The 20,987-nt window shown below is 43.1% G+C and carries 18 protein-coding genes and 1 tRNA gene; 11 read left to right on the plus strand and 8 right to left on the minus strand.

Annotation, left to right across the window (positions count from 1 at the left end):
- Position 1 precedes the first annotated feature (1 nt).
- Complete coding sequence (locus tag MK127_03370; protein ID MCH2531839.1) at positions 2 to 985, minus strand: alpha-ketoacid dehydrogenase subunit beta; 984 nt, start codon at positions 983 to 985, stop codon at positions 2 to 4.
- A 2-nt stretch (positions 986 to 987) separates the two neighbouring features.
- Positions 988 to 1,998 carry a thiamine pyrophosphate-dependent dehydrogenase E1 component subunit alpha gene (locus MK127_03375; protein ID MCH2531840.1) on the minus strand — a complete coding sequence of 337 codons (1,011 nt, stop codon included), beginning with the start codon at positions 1,996 to 1,998 and terminating at the stop codon, positions 988 to 990.
- Positions 1,999 to 2,082: 84 nt separating this feature from the next.
- On the opposite strand from MK127_03375, the gene thiI reads away from it, so the two are divergent.
- The 7 genes from thiI to MK127_03410 all read left to right on the plus strand — a co-directional run bounded on the left by thiI (position 2,083) and on the right by MK127_03410 (position 11,364).
- Positions 2,083 to 3,258 carry a tRNA 4-thiouridine(8) synthase ThiI gene (gene thiI / locus MK127_03380; GenBank protein ID MCH2531841.1) on the plus strand — a complete coding sequence of 392 codons (1,176 nt, stop codon included), beginning with the start codon at positions 2,083 to 2,085 and terminating at the stop codon, positions 3,256 to 3,258.
- 66 nt (positions 3,259 to 3,324) lie between these two features.
- Positions 3,325 to 4,113, plus strand: a complete 789-nt coding sequence (locus MK127_03385) for a class II aldolase/adducin family protein (GenBank protein ID MCH2531842.1) — start codon at positions 3,325 to 3,327, stop codon at positions 4,111 to 4,113.
- 13 nt (positions 4,114 to 4,126) lie between these two features.
- On the plus strand, positions 4,127 to 4,915 hold the full coding sequence (locus MK127_03390; protein ID MCH2531843.1) for an enoyl-CoA hydratase-related protein: 789 nt from the start codon (positions 4,127 to 4,129) through the stop codon (positions 4,913 to 4,915).
- Positions 4,915 to 6,099, plus strand: a complete 1,185-nt coding sequence (locus MK127_03395; protein MCH2531844.1) for a CoA transferase — start codon at positions 4,915 to 4,917, stop codon at positions 6,097 to 6,099. Before MK127_03390 ends, MK127_03395 begins: the two co-directional genes overlap by 1 nt.
- Before the next feature lie 59 nt (positions 6,100 to 6,158).
- Positions 6,159 to 8,390 carry a xanthine dehydrogenase family protein molybdopterin-binding subunit gene (locus tag MK127_03400; protein ID MCH2531845.1) on the plus strand — a complete coding sequence of 744 codons (2,232 nt, stop codon included), beginning with the start codon at positions 6,159 to 6,161 and terminating at the stop codon, positions 8,388 to 8,390.
- A gap of 18 nt (positions 8,391 to 8,408) precedes the next feature.
- On the plus strand, positions 8,409 to 10,040 hold the full coding sequence (locus MK127_03405) for a formate--tetrahydrofolate ligase (protein MCH2531846.1): 1,632 nt from the start codon (positions 8,409 to 8,411) through the stop codon (positions 10,038 to 10,040).
- Between the two features lie 37 nt (positions 10,041 to 10,077).
- On the plus strand, positions 10,078 to 11,364 hold the full coding sequence (locus MK127_03410) for a Rieske 2Fe-2S domain-containing protein (protein MCH2531847.1): 1,287 nt from the start codon (positions 10,078 to 10,080) through the stop codon (positions 11,362 to 11,364).
- Here MK127_03410 and typA read toward each other — a convergent pair.
- From typA to MK127_03440, 6 genes are all read right to left on the minus strand, one after another.
- A complete protein-coding gene (gene typA / locus MK127_03415; protein MCH2531848.1) occupies positions 11,357 to 13,192 on the minus strand; it encodes a translational GTPase TypA in 1,836 nt (611 codons plus the stop codon). The two genes, MK127_03410 and typA, sit on opposite strands and share 8 nt — an antisense overlap.
- Positions 13,193 to 13,268: 76 nt before the next feature.
- Positions 13,269 to 14,270 carry a hypothetical protein gene (locus tag MK127_03420; protein MCH2531849.1) on the minus strand — a complete coding sequence of 334 codons (1,002 nt, stop codon included), beginning with the start codon at positions 14,268 to 14,270 and terminating at the stop codon, positions 13,269 to 13,271.
- A gap of 35 nt (positions 14,271 to 14,305) precedes the next feature.
- On the minus strand, positions 14,306 to 15,403 hold the full coding sequence (locus MK127_03425) for an ornithine cyclodeaminase family protein (protein MCH2531850.1): 1,098 nt from the start codon (positions 15,401 to 15,403) through the stop codon (positions 14,306 to 14,308).
- A 13-nt stretch (positions 15,404 to 15,416) separates the two neighbouring features.
- Entirely contained in the window at positions 15,417 to 16,151 is a 735-nt protein-coding gene (locus MK127_03430; protein MCH2531851.1) for a dienelactone hydrolase family protein, read from the minus strand.
- A 35-nt stretch (positions 16,152 to 16,186) separates the two neighbouring features.
- A tRNA-Ile gene (locus MK127_03435) sits at positions 16,187 to 16,263 on the minus strand.
- 35 nt (positions 16,264 to 16,298) lie between these two features.
- Entirely contained in the window at positions 16,299 to 17,255 is a 957-nt protein-coding gene (locus MK127_03440) for a hypothetical protein (protein MCH2531852.1), read from the minus strand.
- A gap of 163 nt (positions 17,256 to 17,418) precedes the next feature.
- On the opposite strand from MK127_03440, the gene MK127_03445 reads away from it, so the two are divergent.
- From MK127_03445 to MK127_03460, 4 genes are all read left to right on the plus strand, one after another.
- Positions 17,419 to 18,831: a class II fumarate hydratase gene (locus MK127_03445; GenBank protein ID MCH2531853.1), complete on the plus strand. Its 1,413-nt coding sequence runs from the start codon at positions 17,419 to 17,421 to the stop codon at positions 18,829 to 18,831.
- The gene (locus MK127_03450) at positions 18,824 to 19,363 is read left to right on the plus strand and encodes a GyrI-like domain-containing protein (GenBank protein MCH2531854.1); all 540 of its coding nucleotides are present in this window, start codon (positions 18,824 to 18,826) and stop codon (positions 19,361 to 19,363) included. Before MK127_03445 ends, MK127_03450 begins: the two co-directional genes overlap by 8 nt.
- A 4-nt stretch (positions 19,364 to 19,367) precedes the next feature.
- On the plus strand, positions 19,368 to 20,408 hold the full coding sequence (locus tag MK127_03455; GenBank protein MCH2531855.1) for a polyprenyl synthetase family protein: 1,041 nt from the start codon (positions 19,368 to 19,370) through the stop codon (positions 20,406 to 20,408).
- 112 nt (positions 20,409 to 20,520) lie between these two features.
- Positions 20,521 to 20,967 (plus strand): secondary thiamine-phosphate synthase enzyme YjbQ, encoded by a 447-nt coding sequence (locus MK127_03460; GenBank protein ID MCH2531856.1) that lies wholly within the window; start codon positions 20,521 to 20,523, stop codon positions 20,965 to 20,967.
- The last annotated feature ends 20 nt before the right edge of the window (positions 20,968 to 20,987 follow it).

Genomic DNA, 20,987 nt, shown 5'->3' on the forward strand with positions numbered 1-20,987 from the left:
TTTAATAAGAAAGAAGCTCCCTTAATTTGGTCTCTATTTTTTCAGAAGTTGGCATGTAGACTGATTCCAAGGTAGGAGCAAACGGCATTGCGGGAATTTCAGGACCAGTACAGCGCATTATAGGAGCATCCAAGCTTTCAAATGAGTGTTCTGAAATCAATGCACTAACTTCCGATCCTACCGAAACAGCAGCGTTATCCTCTTGAACAATAAGAACTCTATTAGTTTTTTGGACTGACGTAATAATTGTTTCAATATCTATGGGGCGGACTGTTCTCAGATCAATAATCTCAATTTTTATTCCATCTTTAGCCAAAATTTCTGCGGCTTGGAGAGAGTAATGTAAAGTCAGACCATAAGTGACAATTGTTGCATGCTCACCTTCTAGTTTTACATCAGCCGACCCTATAGGAATAACATAATCTTCATCGGGAACTTCACCGCGAACCGAGCGATATGTTCTCTTATGTTCCAGCACTATAACCGGGTCATCATCTCTAATAGCAGATTTCAGCAAGCCTTTTGCGTCATAAGGCGTTGCAGGAATTACCACTTTCAACCCCGGCGTATGCGCAAAAAATGATTCGACGCTTTGAGAGTGATACAAGCCTCCGCGTACATGCCCTCCATAGGGAGAGCGAACAACCATAGGAACGTTCAGTTTCCCTTTTGTTCCATACCTCACTCGAGCTGCTTCACCGACTAATTGGTTAATTGTAGGCCAAATAAAGTCCGCAAACTGTATTTCTGCAATCGGCCGTAGCCCGTGCATCGCAGACCCTACTGCTATTCCTGCAATAGAGGCTTCTGCAAGGGGGGTATCCAATACTCTCGCTGAACCAAATTCTTCAATAAAGCCCTTAGTTGCAAGGAAAACTCCTCCCCTTTTGCCAACATCTTCGCCCATAACAAAAACTGATGAGTCGCGACGCATTTCTTCTAGCATCGCCTCCCTTACAGCTTCAATTAAAGTAATGGTTGCCATGATTAACTATCCTGCACAACGCCCGAGTAAACGTCATGGTCGCTAGGAAAATCTGCGCTATCGGCTCGGTCAGTTGCCGAATCAATTTCTCGTTTAGCGTCGGTATGCAATTCATTGTCCTTCGCAGGAGATAAAATCCCCTCTTCTTCTAACAATTGCTTAAGTTTTTTCAAGGGGTCGCGTAGTTTTGCTTGCGCAATTTCATCCTGGTCCCGATAAACACTATCGTCGTCATCACTGGTGTGTGGCAGGTACCTTTCTAAGTCAAATTCCACAAGAGTAGGGCCTCCACCATTTTGCGCCAACGAAACAGCTTCAGAAGCTACTCGGTATGACGCAGCAACGTCAGTTCCATCTACTGTAAAACCGGGCATACCATACCCTTCGGCGCGGAGCGAAATGCGACTTATAGCCATTTGGGAAGACTGTGGTACGGAAATGGCATATTTGTTATTTTCGACAAAGAAAACAATAGGCAATTTATGGATAGAAGCAAAATTCATAGCTTCATGAACTTCACCCTGGCTGGTAGTTCCATCTCCAAAATAGCAAGCTACGACAGTCTGCTCATCTTGCATTTTTGATGCAAGAGCCCACCCTACTGCATGCGGAACGTGCGTCCCTATAACATTTGACTGATTAATAATTCTTAATTCTGGAGATGCCCCATGCTGGGGAAATTGACGTGCTCCAGATAGCGGCTCTCCATCTTTTGCTAAAAATCCTCTAATTGATTGTTCAGGAGTAAGTCCAAGTGCAGTTGTGACTGCCAAATCACGATAATATGTAAAACACATGAAATCGGTAGCGTATTTCCGAAGTGCCCATACAGACGCTAGTTGAGCAGCCTCGTGTCCTTGGCATGAAGCAACAATGGCTGCCTTGCCCTGGCGGTTCATCATCCACACTCTCTCATCAAGCGTACGGACCAAAACCATTGCAGCATAGATATCTAATAAATCTTCTTTAGTAAGATCACCAATGTTATTTTTCAAAGATTTAGCATTCGTCATAGAACCTGATTATCAGTCAGACTAAAAAGATTCGCTAGAGCCCTTCAAAGCCAATTGTTCGCTACAATAGGGTCGGAGTTCAAATTGAGTAAATCTACTGACATCTTAATCCGCTTCCACGAGATAGGGCTTAAAGGAAAAAATCAGCCTCTTTTTGTCAGGCATCTCGCAGAAAATCTCAGAAGAGTAACTGCAGGGTTAGGCGTAGAGGAAGTTCAGTCTGTTCGAATGTTGATTAAGCTCAAGCTTTCTGAGAATGCGGATTGTGAGCAGGTGATAAAAGCTGCCCAAACTGTTTTTGGTGCTGTCAAAATATCGCCAGCCATAAGAGTCGCATCTGAATATCAAGCGATCACAGAAGCCGCGATTAATTTAGCGAACCTGAAGCCTTTCTCAAGCTTCAGGATATCTGCGAACAGAGCAGATAAAAAATTCCACATGAACTCTAGTGAGCTAAATGCAAGCATAGGTCAACTAATCGCAACTAAATTTAAAGCGAAGGTAGATTTATCAAACCCTGAGCTCAATATCCATATTGAAATTCAAAAAAATGATTCCTTCGTTTACTCCGAAGATTATCGCGGAGCTGGAGGGTTACCTGTAGGTACGGCAGGCAAAGTTGCTGTTCTGATGTCCGGCGGTATCGATTCTCCTGTAGCAGCATGGAGAATGCTAAAAAGAGGATGTAAGGCAGTACTAGTTCATTTCCATTCATTCCCGCTGGTAGAAGGTCGTTCCAGAGAGAAAGCTCAAGAGCTAGCCAGGGTTTTAAATCTATATCAATATGATACTAAATTGTTTTTGGTTCCTTTTGCAGAAATTCAAAAAAGAATACTCTTAGAGGTTCCTGGACCCTTAAGAGTCGTTGCCTACCGAAGGCTAATGATTCAAATTACGGAAGCTATTGCAAAAATCGAGGGAGCTAAGGCATTGGTAACTGGTGAGAGCGTAGGACAAGTAGGGTCACAAACCCTACAGAACATCTCGACTGTCTCGGAACCAGCTACTTTACCTATATTCAGGCCGTTAATTGGAATGGATAAAATAGAAATCATCGACCAAGCGAAAGCTATAGAAACTTACAGCATTTCCATTTTGCCTGATGAGGACTGTTGCACGCTTTTTGTTCCTAAATCACCCTCAACTGCAGTCAAACCATATGAAATAGTCGAATACGAAAAAAAATTACCTATTAAAGAGCTTATAAGTAACGCTCTTCATGAAAGCGAATTGTTTGAATATCACCTGCCAAGTAGTTAATTTCCAGCTCAGTTTGACTTAGCAGGGCCTCAATGGTAGAAGCCTTTGCACAAGGGGAGGTGAAAAATGTCGCGAGAATTAGACGAAATCAAAAGAGAGGTGGCAATAGCCAATCGAGTGTTAGCTGATATGGGGCTTGCGACTCATATTCTTGCTTCCTTGGGCCACGCTAGTCTTCGCGTTCCCAATCAGCCTAATCTTTTTGTAGTCAAAGGCCGCGGGTATGAAACTGATGCTCTGCATGTCGCGAAACCAGAAGAGATGATAGTGGTAGATACTGACGGTGAGTATATTGATGGGCCGAAAGGCACTTCACAATGCTATGAAGTGAAAATGCACTCTTGTATATACCGAGAGCGACCTGAGGTTATGTCAATTGTTCACACCCACCCAAGGTATACCAACGTACTTGGGTTAAACGATGTCAAACTTAAGCCAATGTCCAACGAAGGTCATCAGTTGGTGCGAAATGAAATTCCTGTATTCCCTCATTCCAAATTGATTATTACGGAAGAAGATGGAATGGAAGTTGTCAGTGCCATGGGGGAAAATAGCGTAATGCTCCTGCAGGGGCACGGCGCGGTAACTACAGGCAGCAACCTGGAAGCATCAGTGATGAATATGCTTCATCTTGAAGAGCAATCAAAGCTCAATTGGTATGCACTCTGCGCATTCGGACCGAATTACAAGGGCATATCTGATGAAAGTATGGATGAATTCGCAAGGGGCTTTTCTGAAATGCGTAATGCACCACATTTAGCATCCCCGCTTAGCAAGATGCCAACTTTACATGTTGGGGGTGTATGGAAGTATTACACAGATTTAGCAGCCCAAGTATTGGACAAAAGCAATTAATTGAAAGGCGATTATGGGTTCTTCTATAGAAATAAATACTGATAATTCAATAGGTACTATCACCTTGAATAGGCCTGATCAGCTCAACGCTATTAATTTTGAAATGTGGGGTGAATTAAAAGCTGCGGCCGAACAATTATCTGGAGATCCAAACGTCCGTATTGTGATATTAAGAGGCGCTGGGGACAAAGCGTTTTCATCGGGTGCAGATATAAAGGATTTCCCTGCTCATAGGAGCTCAAGCTCATTAGCGCGAGAATATGCAAAATCTTTTGAAGGCGCTTTGGATGCAGTCGAATCGATGCCAAAGCCGACAATTTCAATGATTAATGGAATTTGCATAGGTGGTGGCTGTGAACTCTCTATGGCTACTGACCTACGGATCGCATCTACTTCAAGTGTTTTTGCGGTGCCCGTAGCAAAAATTGGAGTACTGGTTGGATATAACGAAATGCGCCGATTAGTTCAATTGGTTGGACGTGGTCACGCCTCAAATCTCCTCTTAACCGCACGAAAAATTGATGGCTATGAAGCATTACGCATTGGCCTAATCACTGATCTTGTAAACCAGGAAAATCTTGTAGATTTTACTTACAAATTGGCTCTAGATATTGCAAGCTATGCACCCCTAACTCAGTCAGGCCATAAAAAAATAATGCACACGGTATTGAACAATCCTTCGCTTTCTGCTTTGTCAGAAAAGGAAAAAATTTTGCCACTATCGATATTTGACACTTCGGATGGGATGGAAGGTTACCGAGCGTTTGTAGAGAAAAGATCTCCCAAATTTGAGGGGGAATAATGACTTCTCCAATGCCGCTAGAGGGGCTAAGGGTACTTGACTGTACTCAAGTAATGGCTGGTCCCTACGCCACTTTATTGTTGGCAGATATGGGGGCAGAAGTAATTAAAATCGAGAAGCCCTCAGGTGACGATTCACGAAAAATGGGACCTCCTTTCATTAATGGAGAATCCGCTGCGTTTCTAGGCATTAATCGTAATAAAAAAAGCGTGGTATTGAATTTGAAAAGCAAGCTCGGACAAAATGCTTTCAAAAAAATTGCGCAAGAAGTAGACGTTGTTGCAGAAAATTTCAAACCTGGAGTTATGAAAAAACTAGGCCTAGGAGCTGATGATCTAAGGGCAAATCACCCTGAATTAATTTATCTCTCGATATCAGGATTTGGGCAAACAGGTCCTTACAATGACCGCCCTGGTTATGATTTACTTGCGCAAGGGATGTCAGGAATCATGAGTACGACGGGCTACCCTGATTCTCCTCCGGTTAAAGTCAGTATCCCAATTGCAGACTTAAGTGCCGGAATGTATGCCGCGTACGGAGTGCTATCTGCATATATCCATCGACTCAAAACTGGTGAAGGTCAAGTCATTGATACTTCTTTACTAGAATCTGCAATAGCGCTAACAGTATGGGAATCAGCAGAGTACTGGGGAAGTAATTCCGTCCCTGAGCCTAAAGGATCCGCACACCGCTTAGTAGCTCCTTACCAGGCAATAGCAAGCTTGGACGGTTTTTTTAATATAGGAATTGCTAATCAAACTAATTATGAAAGATTTTGCTCCGCTATTAATCGACAAGATTTACTTGAGAACCCTGATTATATTGATAATCCAAGCAGGCTCATCCATTATCAAAAACTTACAACGCAAATTGAATTAACAACAAGAGAAAAAACCTCAAGTGAGTGGTTACAAATCCTAAATGCCCATGGAGTGCCCGCAGGGCCGATCTACTCGATGGATGAAGTTTTTAACGATCCACAGGTGGTTCACAGACAAATGGTCAAAGAACTAGATCATCCAATTGCAGGCCAAATAAAAAATTTAGGAATTCCTGTAAAACTTTCAAAAACCTCTGGGTCAATCCGCATGCCTGCACCTACTTTGGGCCAGCATACTGAAGTAGTGTTAAGAGAATTCGGCTTTCCTGCGGAACTAATCCAAAAAATCGCAGTAGATATTTAAGCAAAAACACTATTTCCTTGCTATGGTAATGGAATCAATTGACGCTGAATGGAGATTTCATGGATTCACAAAAACACGTAATAGGAATGCCTGTACCCCGGATTGATGGAAGGGACAAAGTTACAGGATCCGCAAATTATGGAGCTGATTTTGAAATTCCAGGGCTACTTTGGGCAAAAACTTTGCGCAGCCCCTACCCTCACGCTTTGATTAAAAATATTGATACATCCGAAGCTGAGAATTTAGCTGGGGTGCACGCAGTAATCACAGGAAAAGATATACCTGACGATATGAAGTGGGGCCGTCGAATTGTTGATGTGCCTGTCCTAGCCCAAGGCGAAGTTAAGTTCGTTGGGGAGCAACTTGCTGCAGTAGTAGCGGATGACGAAGAAATTGCTCAACGAGCTTTAGATCTAATTGAAGTAATTTATGAAGAATTGCCTGCAGTCACTGATCCAGTTGAGGCAATGAAGAATGAAATACTGGTTAATCCCAGTATGAATGAATTTTCTGGCTTACTTTATGAAGTTGATGAACCAACAAACGTTGTAGTCCATTGGGAATGGGCTAACGGAGATATTGAGAAAGGAATGTCAGAGGCTGACCTAGTTATTGAAAACACTTTTACTACACCTTCTCAACATCAGAGTTATATGGAAGCACATAATTCAACAGTTCAGGTGCATTCTGATGGGACTGCGGAAGTATGGACTCCAGGAAAAGCCCCATACGCGGTACGTAGGCAAATATCAGGGCCTCTTGGTGTAGAGCCGGAAAGTATCGTTTTTCACCCTGTCACTATTGGAGGAGATTTCGGAGGAAAAGGCTCTCCAATGAATGTGGCATTAGGATATTTATTGTCACAAAAAGTCGGAGGTAGACCAGTAAGAATGGTTTTCGACTATAGCGAAGAATTTTTAGCAGCCAATCCTCGTCATTATTCAATACTTACAATGCGAACAGGTGTAAAAAATGACGGGTCAATAACCGCCCACGACGTAAATATCGTTTTCGATAGCGGGGCTTATGCTGGGTTTAAACCTGCTGGGCATCTAGGCGGTGCTAAGGCCGCTGGAGGACCGTATCGAACTTTAAATGCCAGAGTCATTGAAGATATGGTCTACACCCATAATACTCCTTGCGGTCATATGCGCGGCCCTGGTGAGCCTCAAGCAGTTTTCGCATTAGAATCCCATATAGATGAGATAGCAAAAGCAATCAATATGGATCCCGTCGAGTTCCGCCTTATGAATTTAGTCGGAGACGGTGAACCAACTGCATTAGGTGACGTTTTTGTAGAGAACAAGGCTTCAGACGCGTTGAAAGCAGCTATCGATGCTTCAGGCTACTCCTCACCTAAATCGAAAGGTGTCGGTCGCGGCGTTTCCGTAGGTGAACGCCCTCCAGGTGGAGGCAGGATCAATTCTCAAATTTCACTTGAGTCTGATGGCTCAGTAGTAATTACTACCCCGCTATTTGAGCAGGGTGCAGGTGCTTATACGGTACTCCAACAAGTTGTTGCAGAAGATATGGGGCTACCTGCAGATGCAGTGAGAATTGAAATTGCAGACACCGGTTTATTTGATATGGATCAAGGTGTAGGTGGCAGCAGGGTTACCAACCTTGGGACTATTGCAACGCATGAAGCAATGGAAAAAGCACAAGGCGAACTGTTTAAATTAGCTGCAGAGTTACAGAACTGGCCAGAAGATAAATTGGTGGTTCAGGGGCAAATGCTCATCAGGACGGATACGGGAGAATCGCAGCCATGGAGCAATTTAATTGCTCGAGTTGGAGCACCAGTGGTAGGTAGAGGTGTTGCTTCTGGTGGAGAAGAAAACGCTGTCACCGGGTATTGCGCGCAAGTCGCTGAGGTAATTATCGATGATGAAACAGGCCAAATCACTCTTACTAAGTTAACTACTGCGCACGATACAGGCACGATTATTAATCCCATCGGCCATCAAGGGCAAATCAATGGTGGAGCCATGATGGGTATAGGATTTGGGTTGCAGGAGGAACTCGTAAAAGAAAACGGATACATATCTACACTTTCTTTTGCAGATTACAAAATACCTAATATTGCAGATATCCCTGAGCTTCGTACTGTCATACTTGATACGCCTGCACAAGGGGTAGGTCCGTATAACATAAAAGCAATAGGAGAAAGCCCCAATGCACCTACAGCGGCAGCCATCACTAATGCTATAGCTGACGCAGTAGGTACCAGAATCAAAGACCTTCCAGCTACAGCTGAAAAGGTTTACCTTGCATTGAACGAAAACAAATAGAAATTAGTGAGGCAGTTAGTGGCAGATTCTCTCAGGCCAATTACCGAAGTGGCTCGCTCACTCGGCATAGCACCTAAGTACCTAACAGCTTATGGCGATACCAAGGCAAAGGTATCATTAGACTCGATTACCTCCGATCCCAAGGGCAAATTGGTAGTAGTTACCGGTGTAAGCCCTACTCCAGCAGGAGAAGGTAAAACAACAACCGCAATTGGTTTAACCCAAGGCCTTGCCAAAATAGGCAAAAATTCGGCAGTAACAATTCGAGAGCCATCTCTTGGGCCAATATTTGGAATCAAAGGCGGAGGTACAGGCGGAGGTAACGCCAAAGTATTACCTGAAGAAGAAATTAATATACATTTTACTGGAGATGCGCATGCAGTAAGCAGTGCGCACAATTTACTTTGCGCACTTACTGAAAATCAAATTCAAAGACGGAAAATTGAAGGCGTCACAGCAGAAAGCATATCTTGGCGACGAGTTACTGACGTCGAGGACAGGTCTTTACGCTCAGTTACAGTCGGGCTTGGAGGGAGCATAAACGCACCCCTTCGACAAACAGGGTTCGACATAGTGACATCGTCTGAAATAATGGCAATTTTGGCTCTTTCTACTAGTTACGATGATTTACGCAACAAATTAGGGAAAATTACAGTTGCTACTGATCGGCTTGGTTCGCTTGTGACCGCAGATGATGTAAATGCTGTTGGATCTATGATGGCGCTCTTGAAAAATGCATTACTACCTAATTTAGTACAGACTTCAGAGGGGCAGGCTGCTTTTGTACACACTGGGCCGTTTGGCAACATTGCACACGGGTGTAGTTCAATAATTGCTGATCAAGTCGCACTAAGCTATGCAGATTTTGTTGTCACTGAAGCTGGTTTTGGAGCCGACCTTGGGTTTGAGAAGTTCATGCACATCAAATGCCGTAATAGTGACTTAAAACCTTCAGCTGCAGTACTTGTAGGTACTGTTCGTGCTATGAAATCACACGGAGGGATACCTCTTAATTCCCTAGATCGCCCTGACCCTCTTGCAGTTCGTATCGGTGCTTCGAACCTTGAACACATGATAGGAATAGTTAAGTCATTCGGACTCCCTGTAGTAGTCGCAATCAATAAATTTCCTACTGACACACCTGAAGAAATAGTGATAATGCAAGATGTTGCAATTGATGCGGGAGCTTCTGCAGCTGTCATTTGTAATGGATTCCAGCATGGAGGCGAAGGTGCCATAGACCTTGCGGAGGCTGTGGTGAGAGCTTCCGAAGAACAAATTGATGAAATCTCCTATTTATATCCCGTGAATTCCACTATCACTGGAAAAGTGCGTACGCTCGCAGAAAAAATATATGGTGCAGCAGACGTAAAATGGGAAGCAAGGGCAATAAAACAAGCAGATTATTTCGAATCTCAAGGTTTGGGTAATCTGCCAATATGCATGGCCAAAACTCCTTTATCGATTTCTCACGATCCTCAATTAAAAAATCGACCCTCCGGCTACACTTTTGAAATTTCCGATATACGTGCATCTACTGGAGCAGGGTTTTTATATCCGATTGCCGGTACGATTATGACATTACCAGGTTTGCCAAATAACCCAAGGTCTCTCGATCTTGATAATGAGGGTATAATCACAGGACTGTAGGCTTTTGCGGTGGATCATAATCCAGTAAAGAGGGGCTATGTTAAGCACTGAAATCAATGAAAAATTGACCCAAGTTGGTAAGGGAACACCTATGGGTGAACTAATGCGGCAGTATTGGCACCCAGTAAGTGCAGCTGTAGATTTACAAGAAAAGCCTACCAAGCCAGTAAGAATTCTCGGAGAAGATCTCGTTCTTTATAAAGATGGCTCAGGGAAAATTGGGCTTATTGAGAGATATTGCCCACATAGGCGTGTAGATCTCTCATACGGCATCCCCGAGCAGAGCGGCCTGCGATGCATGTACCATGGATGGCAATTTAATGAATACGGGCAGTGCATAGAGCAACCATTTGAGGAAACTGTCCGCCCTGATGGAAGATTTAAAGAGAAAGTACAGATAGCAAGTTACCCTGTAGAAGAACTTGGAGGGCTCCTATGGGCTTATTTAGGACCTTCGCCAGCTCCTTTACTGCCAAGATGGGATTTGTTTGTATGGGACGGAGTCCTCAAAGATATTGGTACTACAATCCTCCCGTGTAATTGGCTACAGTGTATGGAAAATTCATTAGACCCTGTGCACTTGGAATGGCTTCATGTCTATTGGGGAAATTATCAATTAAAAGATGCTGGCTTTGACAGAGAATTACCTACTACTGTACACACTAAAATTAAATTTGATCAATTTGAGCACGGGATAATTAAAAGACGAACCTACACTAATACCACAGAGGATGATCCCGAATGGACAATTGGCCACCCCATAATATTCCCTAATTGGTTAAGAGTAGGAACAGGGTTCCAAATGAGGGTGCCTATCGACGATACGCACACCATGCATGTTCACTACAATGTCTACGCCCCTCCTAAAGGCGTAGAAGCGCCGAAACAAGATTCAATTCCTCATTATGAAGTTCCTCTTCGGGATGAAGAAGGAAAATTCCCTGTTGACTTCACTATTGGCCAAGACCAAATGGCTTGGGTCACACAGGGTGCTATAGCTAAGAGGGAGCTTGAAAAATTAGGTGAATCTGACAGGGGAATTATTCTATACAGGAAAATGCTCGTCGATGAAATGGATAAGGTTGCAAATGGAATGGAACCTCTCAATGTTTTTCGAGATCCCAGTAAAAATCAAATAATCGAATTGTTCCAAGAACATGACCCCGCCATACGAATGACACCACCACGCGAACCATTGCCAGGAATGATTGACCCTATAACAGGTGATATCTCAGCTGCGCCAACTGGTCGACATGCTCCTGTAGGGCTGAAAGCACGGTCTATCTATAAAAAAGCCGCGCTTGATAAAGGGATTCTTATCTAGCCTTAGCTTTGTTTCTCAAAACTCTGTAGCGTTCGTCAGGGTCGAGAATGCGTTTGCGCATTCGGATGTTTTTTGGTGTAATTTCGATAAGCTCGTCTTCATTGATAAAGCCAAGCGCTTCTTCCAGGCTGAACTGAATTGCCGGTGCTAATCGCTCCACAATTTCTTGGGTTGCAGAGCGCATATTTGTAATTTTTCGTTCCTTACAAATATTGAAGTCCATATCGCGATCCCTGTTGTGTCTACCAACAATCATCCCTTTGTAGACTGGAGTTTGAGGCTCTACGAAAGTCTCTGCTCTTTCCTGTGCATTTTGCAAACCGTAGGTCACCGCAAACCCGGTTTCTGAGCAGACAAGAGCCCCCGAGCGAATTGATTTTATATCCCCAGAAACAGGTTCCATACCTAGGAACTCGGTATTCATTAAGCCGTTACCCCTTGTCGCACGGAGGAAGAAGCTTTGAAACCCAATGAGTCCTCTGGTGGGCAAGCGAAAATTTAATCGTATATTACCGGATCCGTCATTTTGCATATCAGTCATGATTGCAAGCCTATTAGAGAGATCTTCTGTCACTATCCCAATGTAATCATCACGAGTTTCCAAATGAAGCATTTCATATGGCTCATGCAATACTTTGTCGATAATTTTAGTGACTGCTTCAGGCCGAGAAACCTGAAATTCTATACCTTCTCTCCTCATTTTTTCTATAAGAACTGAAAGGTGTAGCTCTCCTCGACCGCTAACGAGAAACTCATCAGCGCTTTCAGTTCTTTCCACCCGTAAAGCTACGTTAGTTTGTAATTCACGTTGTAGCCGATCCCACAGCATGCGTGATGTCGCATATTGTCCATCGCGACCCGAAAAGGGTGATGTGTTTACCGCAAATGTCATTCGGACTGTAGGCTCTTCTACTTTCATCCTGGCTAGTGGCTCAGGGTTATCTGGAGAAGCAACAGTGTCACCAATTTGGACGTCTTTTAATCCCGAAATTGCAATTATTTCACCTGCAGATGCACTCTCAATATCTTTTCGCGCCAAATCTCGAAACGTAAATAAACGCTCTGCTTTAAATGTCGTAACTCGATCACCTGATGAAATCAAAGCTATCTGTTGGTTTTTTTTGATAGATCCGCGGGAGACCCGGCCGACGACAATCTGGCCTAAATAATTATCATAATCCAGAGCAGCAACGAGTAATTGAAATGCGCCTTCGGCGTCCACATAAGGAGACGGCATTCGGTGAATTATCGTTTCAAATAAAGGTGCCATGTCCTGGGGGCTATCTTCTCTATCAATTAATGTGTATTGATCTCTAGCAGATGCATAGAGTACAGGGAAATCTAATTGATTTACGTCGGTAGCAAGTTCAAGAAAAAGATCTTGAACAGCAGAAAGTACAGAGTCTGGGTCGGCGGTATCTCTATCAATTTTATTAATGACCACAATTGGCCTCAATCCTTGCTGCAATGCTATGCGTAATACATAACGAGTTTGTGGCATCGGGCCTTCCACTGCATCCACCACCAAGAGGCAACCATCAGCCATATTAACTACCCGCTCTACCTCTCCGCTAAAATCAGCATGGCCAGGTGTATCAATTATGTTAATGGTCACATTCCCGTATTGTATTCCCGTATTCTTAGCGAGGATTGTTATCCCTCTCTCCCTCTCTTGAGGATCTGAATCCATGATTAAATTTTCAACTTGCTGATCAGGTCGGAATACATGGCTGTAATGAAGCATCGCATCGACCAAGCTGGTTTTACCATGATCAACATGGGCAACAATCGCAATATTTCTCAAATGAGTTTGATTAGTTTCAGTCATTTCACAGCTCTCAAACGTAAGTGACGCCCTCTCATTGGACATAGAAGGCGTCTTTAATTATCTATGCACTAACTTTTTAGGGATTTTCCCAATAAGCAAATGATACTCCACATGGTGAAGCATATACAGGAATATAATCAACCACTGTACCAGGAATTCCGTCTACCATTGAAGCCGCGGCCACCCAATTCCGTGTTTCTCCTGTACCAGATCCCAGACCTAGGTACATACCTGTGCCCCCATCAACCCATTTGCCATTTCCGTATGCTTCGGGAGGATTCTCGCTTTCTCGATCAAAATGATCAGCAAGCCCCTTCGCATCGCCAGATTGAATGTTGTCTAAAACCCCAGAATCAAAGTCTTCATTGAGCCAGCCTTCAGGGTTACCTGGGGTATGCCAGAGCCCTCCAGATCCTAAAACTGCTACACGTAAATCTTTATCAAAGTCTTCAATTATTGCCCGAACTGATCGTCCTATTTGGTATACGCGATTTGCAGTTGGCTGAGGCCCATAAAAGCAATTTATATAAAAAGGAAGAATTGGTACATCGTACTTTGGCAATATGTAGCTCATCGGGCGCAAGAAAGCATGGCCGACACCGTGTTCTTTATTATGCTCCTCCAGCATGAAGGAAACATCAAATTCATTTTTTACTAAATTCTTCAGCAAATGCTTTGCTAATTCAGGGTGACCATTTACTTTTGCCCAAGTTTCCGGAGTTTTTTCAACCCAGTCTCCTCGTTGGCCCGGAACAATCCCAGTACGAGGGAAAACTTTATATCCTTCAAAATTTTCACCCGCAAAAATTGCAAATGGTGGAAATAGCGAAAAATCAAATTGCTCAATTTGGTCGTCACCGAAGACCAAAATTACATCCGGCTTGGCTGCCTCTAATTTGTCCCTTAGTACACCAAAAGCAGCTTGGGCACGTGCATATTGCTGTACATTTTCCTCATCCGTAGTCCAAGGGTTTTTCTCAGAGTTTGGACGAAGTCTCCGAATTTCATTCCACAGCATAGGATCAGTCCACAAAAAAGGAGTATGTGAACAAGTTTCTACTAATACAATTTTTGCCATATAAATTCCTACCTAGTCTAATTATCTACATCAAATCAAGCGGAAGGGAAAAAGCCTTTTGCATACCAATCAGTCAAATCGCTACCAAACCAATCAGTAGGAATCTCGTGGCCAAGGCCCATTTTCTTAGCGTTTCGGTAAATTAACGCACCCGCAGCAGCCATTTGAATGCCCATTCCGGTACTGTTTTTATAATAGACGATATCGTCTGGCTTATGATCAACCGATGCGCTACCACATACAATTTCCCCAAGGGTAATAATTTTATCCCACGAAATAACTCCCTTTTCTATTGGGTCAAGCAGCTCCAGCTGGCCATTTGCATAAACACTTTCACGATCATTTATACAAATAAGAGAACTCCTTTGGAAAGTTAATTCATCGACCTCAGTCTTTTTGAAATTGGGGTCACTATTCTGGAGTGAGATGACAAACTGGCCGGGTTCAAGCCAATTCCCATCAAATACAGGTTTTCCTGATATGTATCCCGCATTAGTAGCACAACAAACGATATCCATATCAAGCATTGCAAGTTGCGGATTGTCTACAGGCTCAATATCAATTTCCAACGACTGAGACATTTCTTTTGCAAATTGCTCTCTATGCTCTTTTGTTGGACTGTAAATTTTCACTTTTTTAATAGGTCTAACTTTTACCAGAGCTTCCAAATCCGTCCGTGCCAATTTACCGCTACCAAACATTCCGATAGTAGAAGCTTGAGGTGCAGCTAAGTATTTAGCTGCAACGCCAGAAGTTGCACCTACACGTATTCCTGAAAGAAAAAATTCTTGAATAAATGCCAAAGGCTGCCCTGTCTGCATATCAATTAAGCAGATAAACCCCCAATTACGGTTATCATATTTTGCCGATTGAGAACCTTGTGCATTAGGCTGAGTTCCTCGAGCGCTTCCACCAATGCGAATGGCAGCAGTATCGTAGCTCGGAGTTGTTCCTATATGAATATTCGAACCATAAATCATATTAGGGTTTGTTGTTTTACTAATGTACCGTACTCTGGGAATATTAACTGCCGTATTAGCACCATAATCACGGAAAGCTGTTTCCATTGATTCAATGCAATCTTCCATAGGATGCGCAAGCGCTACATCTTGATCCGTCAGTATTAAAGTCATACTTGCTCCTAATTTAGGCGTTTTTATTCACAAGAAAGCTGTTGAACCATTCAATAGCCTTACCCCATGCATGAAGCGCCGCATCTCTTCTATAAGCAGGTCTTTCTTCGCAGTTAAATCCATGGCTGGCTCCCGGGTAAACATGAAATTCAAATTTTTTCTGATGCTTGGTTAATTCCATTGCCATTTTATCGACCTCTTCTGTAGTAGGGTTTTGGTCATCCTCCCCAAATAGCCCTAGCAAAGGAGCATTTATATAGGCCGTTTGATCAAATGGAGATACCCCATCTCCAAAAGGAACAAAACATCGACCTCCATAAAAATCGACCGCTGCTGCCACGCTATCGAGATTAGCTGCTGCTAAGTAAGCAATTCTCCCTCCTACACAAAACCCAATTATTCCAACTTTATCGCTGATCACATCATCTTGATTAGCGATAAAGTTTTCGGTATGTCGCAAATCATTCAATATATTTTCATCATCAAGCCTACCTAATCTTTCCAGCGCAAGATCTGTCTCTTCGAACACCCCAATGGTTCCTAAGCCTTCGCGGTGAAATAAAGAAGGCGCAATAGCATAGAAACCAGCACTAGCTAATTTATTAGCTATGGATTGTATGTATGCATTAACACCCCAGATTTCCTGCACCACAATTACTGGATGATACGGACCACCAGTCGCTGGCTTTGCGATATAAGCCTCCATGGGGCTTTCATTAACCAGTATTTGAGTCCATGAAGCTGGCATCATATACCTCTACATATTTATGTTTTTTCATAGAATGGTGGGCCGGACAGGACTCGAACCTGTGACCAGGCGATTATGAGTCGCCCGCTCTGACCAACTGAGCTACCGGCCCTTATGAGTAAAGAATATTATAAACCGAAGGAAAGTTTAAGATTCTGATGCTGTTTCTGCGGGCATATGACGCAATTCAGCTGAAACTCGATCAGCCGTAACTCCTGAACTTTCCAGTAGCTGCCCTGCTACGTCTTCTGAGTGCTCAACTAGAGACTGTAATAAATGCCCGGTGCCTACTGCTCGCTGCCCTGAGCTTCTAGCAACTCTAGCTGCTCTTTCTATAACGCGCTGGCATCGACGAGTCATTCCGGTAGTACCTGTGTAAAGTGATCCTCGACGACCAATTACACTTTCAATTTCGCGTTTTATCAACGAAGGATCAGCTCCAAGGTCAATTAGAATTACTGAAGACTGAAAACGAGCATCTTTAAGCAAGCCTAATAAAAGATGTTCCGTACCCATATACGAGTGTTCAAATCTCTGAGCTTCCTCCTGCATATAAGACAAAGCTTTCCAAGCGTTAGGTGTGAAACGTCCTGGCAACCCTCTTACAGCGGACGAAGGTGTATCTCCACTTTGTACCGCTGCCCTTGTGGGTTGTTCAACTAAGGGTGTCAGGTATCTTCGAAGATCAATACTTCCTAGGAATAATGCACCTAACGACGTTGCAAGAATCATTCGTGCAGGAACACCCATCAAAAATTCCGGAAAACCCCAAAAAGGCAGAGTTCCAAATCTTTGCATAGGAACTGCTAAAAGGCACAACATTGGTAATGCAACAATCGCATAAACTAGCCATGCGAATCTGCTGAAGTACCTACTTTGCCTGACACCTACAATCATTACGGCACCCGACAATATGGCAAATACTGATGTCAGTAGGCTCGCGATGTACGCATTCCTTGGATTAAAAGCACTTGGTAGAGGACCATGACCCAAATAGCCATCTGTCCTATCGGCAAACCATGTTGCAGCCAAGACTACTACCCAAACTACCACTGAAACTAAAACTGCATATAGTATTTGCCAAGATTGAGTTTTTTCAGGCATAACCAATCCCCACGATTATTCGCTGATTTCCATCACTCTACTATCGATTTTGATATGGCGGAATGTGTTTAAACAACGTGTTAGCACAACTTGATGTATATAATCATGCTTATAAAAGCTACTTCTCTAGCTCAATAGGCATCTAAATTAGGAGTATTGACCAATGACCGGTACCAAGAACACTAGAATCGAAAAGGATACTATGGGTGAAATGGAGGTTCCCGCCGAAGCATACTGGGGAGCTTCAACTCAACGAGCTGTCCTCAATTTTCCGATTAGTAACATCCGCTATCCTTCCGATTTCATCAAAATGCTGGGTAGAATAAAAAGGGCAGCAGCCAATGCAAATAAGGATTTAGGTCTACTCGACCCCGAAATTGCTGAAGCAATTAACGCCGCCTCAACTGAAGTCGTCGAAGGTAAATGGGACGCGCATTTTGTTGTAGATTTATTTCAAACAGGATCTGGAACCTCTACAAACACCAATGCAAATGAAGTGATTGCCAGGCGAGCACGTGAGTTATCCGGCGCATTAAATGTCCATCCCAATGATCATGTCAACATGGCCCAATCCTCCAATGATGTGATACCTAGTGCAACCCATTTAACAGCAGCAAAAGCCATAAAAGATGACTTAATTCCTGCACTTCAAAGTGCAGGCAAAACTCTTGAAGCAAAATCCGTAGAATTCTGGGATATCATTAAAACTGGCCGCACTCATTTACAAGATGCAACGCCAATTCGCCTAGGTCAAGAATTCGAAGGGTACGCGAGCCAATTGGCATTGAGTATCGAGCGCTTAAATCCTCACCTAGAAGCATTAAGTGATATTGCCTTGGGTGGTACTGCTGTAGGTACGGGTATAAATGCTCATGAAAATTTTGCTAAAATTGCCTGCGAAAAACTTGCAGGTGAGCTCGGGCTACCTGTAAAAGAAACTGCTCATCATTTTCAAGCACAAGGTACGCAAGATGCATTGGTAGCAGCTAGTGGAGCTATCAGGTCTGTTGCAATTTCATTGCAAAAGATTGCAAATGATCTACGCTGGTTATCATCAGGGCCACGTGCGGGAATTGCGGAAATAGAATTACCTACAGTCCAGCCTGGTTCGTCCATAATGCCAGGAAAAGTCAATCCTGTAATACCCGAATCTGTAGTGCAAGTAGTATGCCAAGTACTTGGTAATGATGCAGCCATATCAGCTGCTTCTCAAGGTGGCTACCTTGAGCTAAACACCTATTGGCCAGTAGCTGCCTATAATCTGCACCAGTCAATTACCTTACTTGGTTCCGCTACCAGCAATTTTGACATTCAATGCCTTCAAGGCATAAAAGCCACGGAAAAAGGCCCTAGCATGGTTGAACAAGGTCTTATGATGGCCACTGGGTTAACTCCAGCAATTGGCTACGATAAAGCAACCGCTATTGCTAAAATCGCTGCCTCTGAAGGACTAACTATTCGCGAGGTTGCAAAAAGAGAAACAGATTTGAACGACGAGCAGTTAGCAGATTTATTGAATCCTTCAAGAATGACCGCTCCTGGAATCGTTGAAGGGGCATCAGGCGGTGGTGGATAAAAGAATTTTTAGGAGGCCTAGTATTAATTTCGAAATTAAAATAAAAGATTACGAGCCGCAAAAAATCGCTAGCATACGTGCTAAAACGACATTAGATAAGGTACCGTCAAAAGTTGTGCAATTGTTAGATGAAACCTCTGACTATCTAGATTCAATTGATGTAAGCAAAACGGGTTCTCCTTTTAGCATTTACTATGAAGTTGGGAGCTTTTTAGTAGATTTAGAAGTAGGCTACCCTGTCAGTGAAGATATCGAGGGGAATGAAAGGGTAAAGCAAAATTTGATTCCTGGTGGCAAATGTGCGGTAGCAGAATTCATAGGGCCGCATCAAGACATAGTAAATGCGCATCGTGCAGTACATGCATGGATGCATGAGAATGAAATCAAAGCTTCCGGCGAACCAGCTCGAGAAGTTTTCTTAACTGATTTAAGAGAAATAGAAATTAATGGTGAATGCGTTGCTCAATCAGTTTGGCCTGTGATTCATGAATCGCGCGCAGAAAAACGCCGCCAGAAAAGAACTACTCAATAAAATTATGTCTGCGGCTTCTGACAAATATCTTTCTGAACTTGAATCTCGCTACCTCCCAAGGGTCCAAGCTTACTTAAGCGATGCTGTAGGCACGCAAACAGAAATAAGCCCATTGCTGCGTTATCACATGGGATGGACTAATTTGAAAGGAGTGGCCGAGGCAGGTCCTGCAGGTAAATCACTTAGGCCCATTCTGTGCCTAGTAGCTTGCGAAATGGCAGGTGGCGAATGGAGCACAGCCATCCCTGCTGCAGCTGCATTGGAACTTATTCACAATTTTTCACTCATACATGACGACATCCAGGATGGTGATTTTACACGCAGATCAAGACCAACTCTTTGGTCAGAATGGGGCGTAGCTAAAGCCGTCAATGCCGGAAATACAATGAGAGTGATTGCTGATAAAGCAATGCTTGAACTTAAACAAGGCGAAGGAGATAGTGGTACTGCTATTAAGGCAGCTCTTGAAGGTACTTTAAGATGCCTCGACATGATCGAAGGGCAGTATATGGATATGTCATTCGAGGGTTCTACCCGAGTTAGCGTTGCAAACTATTTGGATATGGTTGGTAGAAAAACCGGCGCGCTGATCGAGAGCGCTATGTACATTGGGGCCTTAATTGCAACAGGCAACAAACAAACTGCATCTGAATTTGGAAAATGTGGCCGGAACCTCGGCGTAGCCTTCCAAATTCGTGATGATTATTTAGGTGTGTGGGGCAATCCTCAAAATACTGGTAAGCCTGTAGGTTCAGATATAAAAAGAAAGAAAAAATCTCTGCCTACTGTATATATGTTCAATCAGGCCTCCAAAAATGATCTTAAATGGTTAGAAACTGCCTACTCTCAAAAAGACTTAAATGAAAGCCAGGTTCGCAAAGTTTTAGAGATTATGAACAGCTTGGATGGAGCAGAGTACGTCCAATACCAAGCTAACATTCAAGCGGAAAAAACAAAATTAAGAATCGACAAACTTAATGTCTCTAAAGAATCCAAGTCGCAATTATCCGAAATTAATGAATATTTTGTGAATAGGAAAAAATAAACACCCATATAAAAATTCCAGATAGTGTGTGAAATTACTCACTTTATCGTAGACTTAATAAGCAGAAGGCAGAAATAACTGCCAATGATATTCAGAGGAGAATTTACGGCGAATGAACGCCACAGTTACAAAAGTCAGCATCACCACTACCAAGGCTCCTGAATTTATTGATATCACAGAACATGTAATTGCTCATGTGGAAAACTCTGGGGTACGAGATGGCTTGGTAAGCATATATTCCATTCATACTACATGTGCAATAAAAATCAATGAAAACGAACCTCTTCTGATTAATGACATGGAAAGTTTCTTAAAACGAATTGCGCCAGATGATATTTACTACGCCCATAATGACTTCAGTATTAGAACTGTTCATATGACCGAAGATGAAGAGCCTAATGGTCATTCACATTGTGCTCATTTGCTCTTGTCCACAAGCGAAACTATTCCCGTTGTGAACGGAGATCTCATACTGGGTACGTACCAAAGTGTATTTCTCGTTGAGCTTGATCCCAGATCAAGGAACCGCGAAGTTATTATCAGTTCTGTAGGCTCATAAATAGATAAAGTGCACTCTGC

Source organism: Dehalococcoidia bacterium (genome assembly GCA_022449765.1).
Taxonomy (GTDB): Bacteria; Chloroflexota; Dehalococcoidia; order Lucifugimonadales; family Australimonadaceae; genus UBA2963.

Coding starts and splice junctions, on each gene's coding strand:
- MK127_03445 (MCH2531853.1), top strand. CDS start 17,419: ATGACCGGTACCAAGAACACTAGAATCGAAAAGGATACTATGGGTGAA.
- MK127_03375 (MCH2531840.1), bottom strand. CDS start 1,998: ATGACGAATGCTAAATCTTTGAAAAATAACATTGGTGATCTTACTAAA.
- MK127_03460 (MCH2531856.1), top strand. CDS start 20,521: ATGAACGCCACAGTTACAAAAGTCAGCATCACCACTACCAAGGCTCCT.
- MK127_03430 (MCH2531851.1), bottom strand. CDS start 16,151: ATGCCAGCTTCATGGACTCAAATACTGGTTAATGAAAGCCCCATGGAG.
- typA (MCH2531848.1), bottom strand. CDS start 13,192: ATGACTGAAACTAATCAAACTCATTTGAGAAATATTGCGATTGTTGCC.
- MK127_03410 (MCH2531847.1), top strand. CDS start 10,078: ATGTTAAGCACTGAAATCAATGAAAAATTGACCCAAGTTGGTAAGGGA.
- MK127_03440 (MCH2531852.1), bottom strand. CDS start 17,255: ATGCCTGAAAAAACTCAATCTTGGCAAATACTATATGCAGTTTTAGTT.
- MK127_03420 (MCH2531849.1), bottom strand. CDS start 14,270: ATGGCAAAAATTGTATTAGTAGAAACTTGTTCACATACTCCTTTTTTG.
- MK127_03395 (MCH2531844.1), top strand. CDS start 4,915: ATGACTTCTCCAATGCCGCTAGAGGGGCTAAGGGTACTTGACTGTACT.
- MK127_03390 (MCH2531843.1), top strand. CDS start 4,127: ATGGGTTCTTCTATAGAAATAAATACTGATAATTCAATAGGTACTATC.
- MK127_03400 (MCH2531845.1), top strand. CDS start 6,159: ATGGATTCACAAAAACACGTAATAGGAATGCCTGTACCCCGGATTGAT.
- MK127_03370 (MCH2531839.1), bottom strand. CDS start 985: ATGGCAACCATTACTTTAATTGAAGCTGTAAGGGAGGCGATGCTAGAA.
- MK127_03455 (MCH2531855.1), top strand. CDS start 19,368: ATGTCTGCGGCTTCTGACAAATATCTTTCTGAACTTGAATCTCGCTAC.
- MK127_03425 (MCH2531850.1), bottom strand. CDS start 15,403: ATGACTTTAATACTGACGGATCAAGATGTAGCGCTTGCGCATCCTATG.
- MK127_03385 (MCH2531842.1), top strand. CDS start 3,325: ATGTCGCGAGAATTAGACGAAATCAAAAGAGAGGTGGCAATAGCCAAT.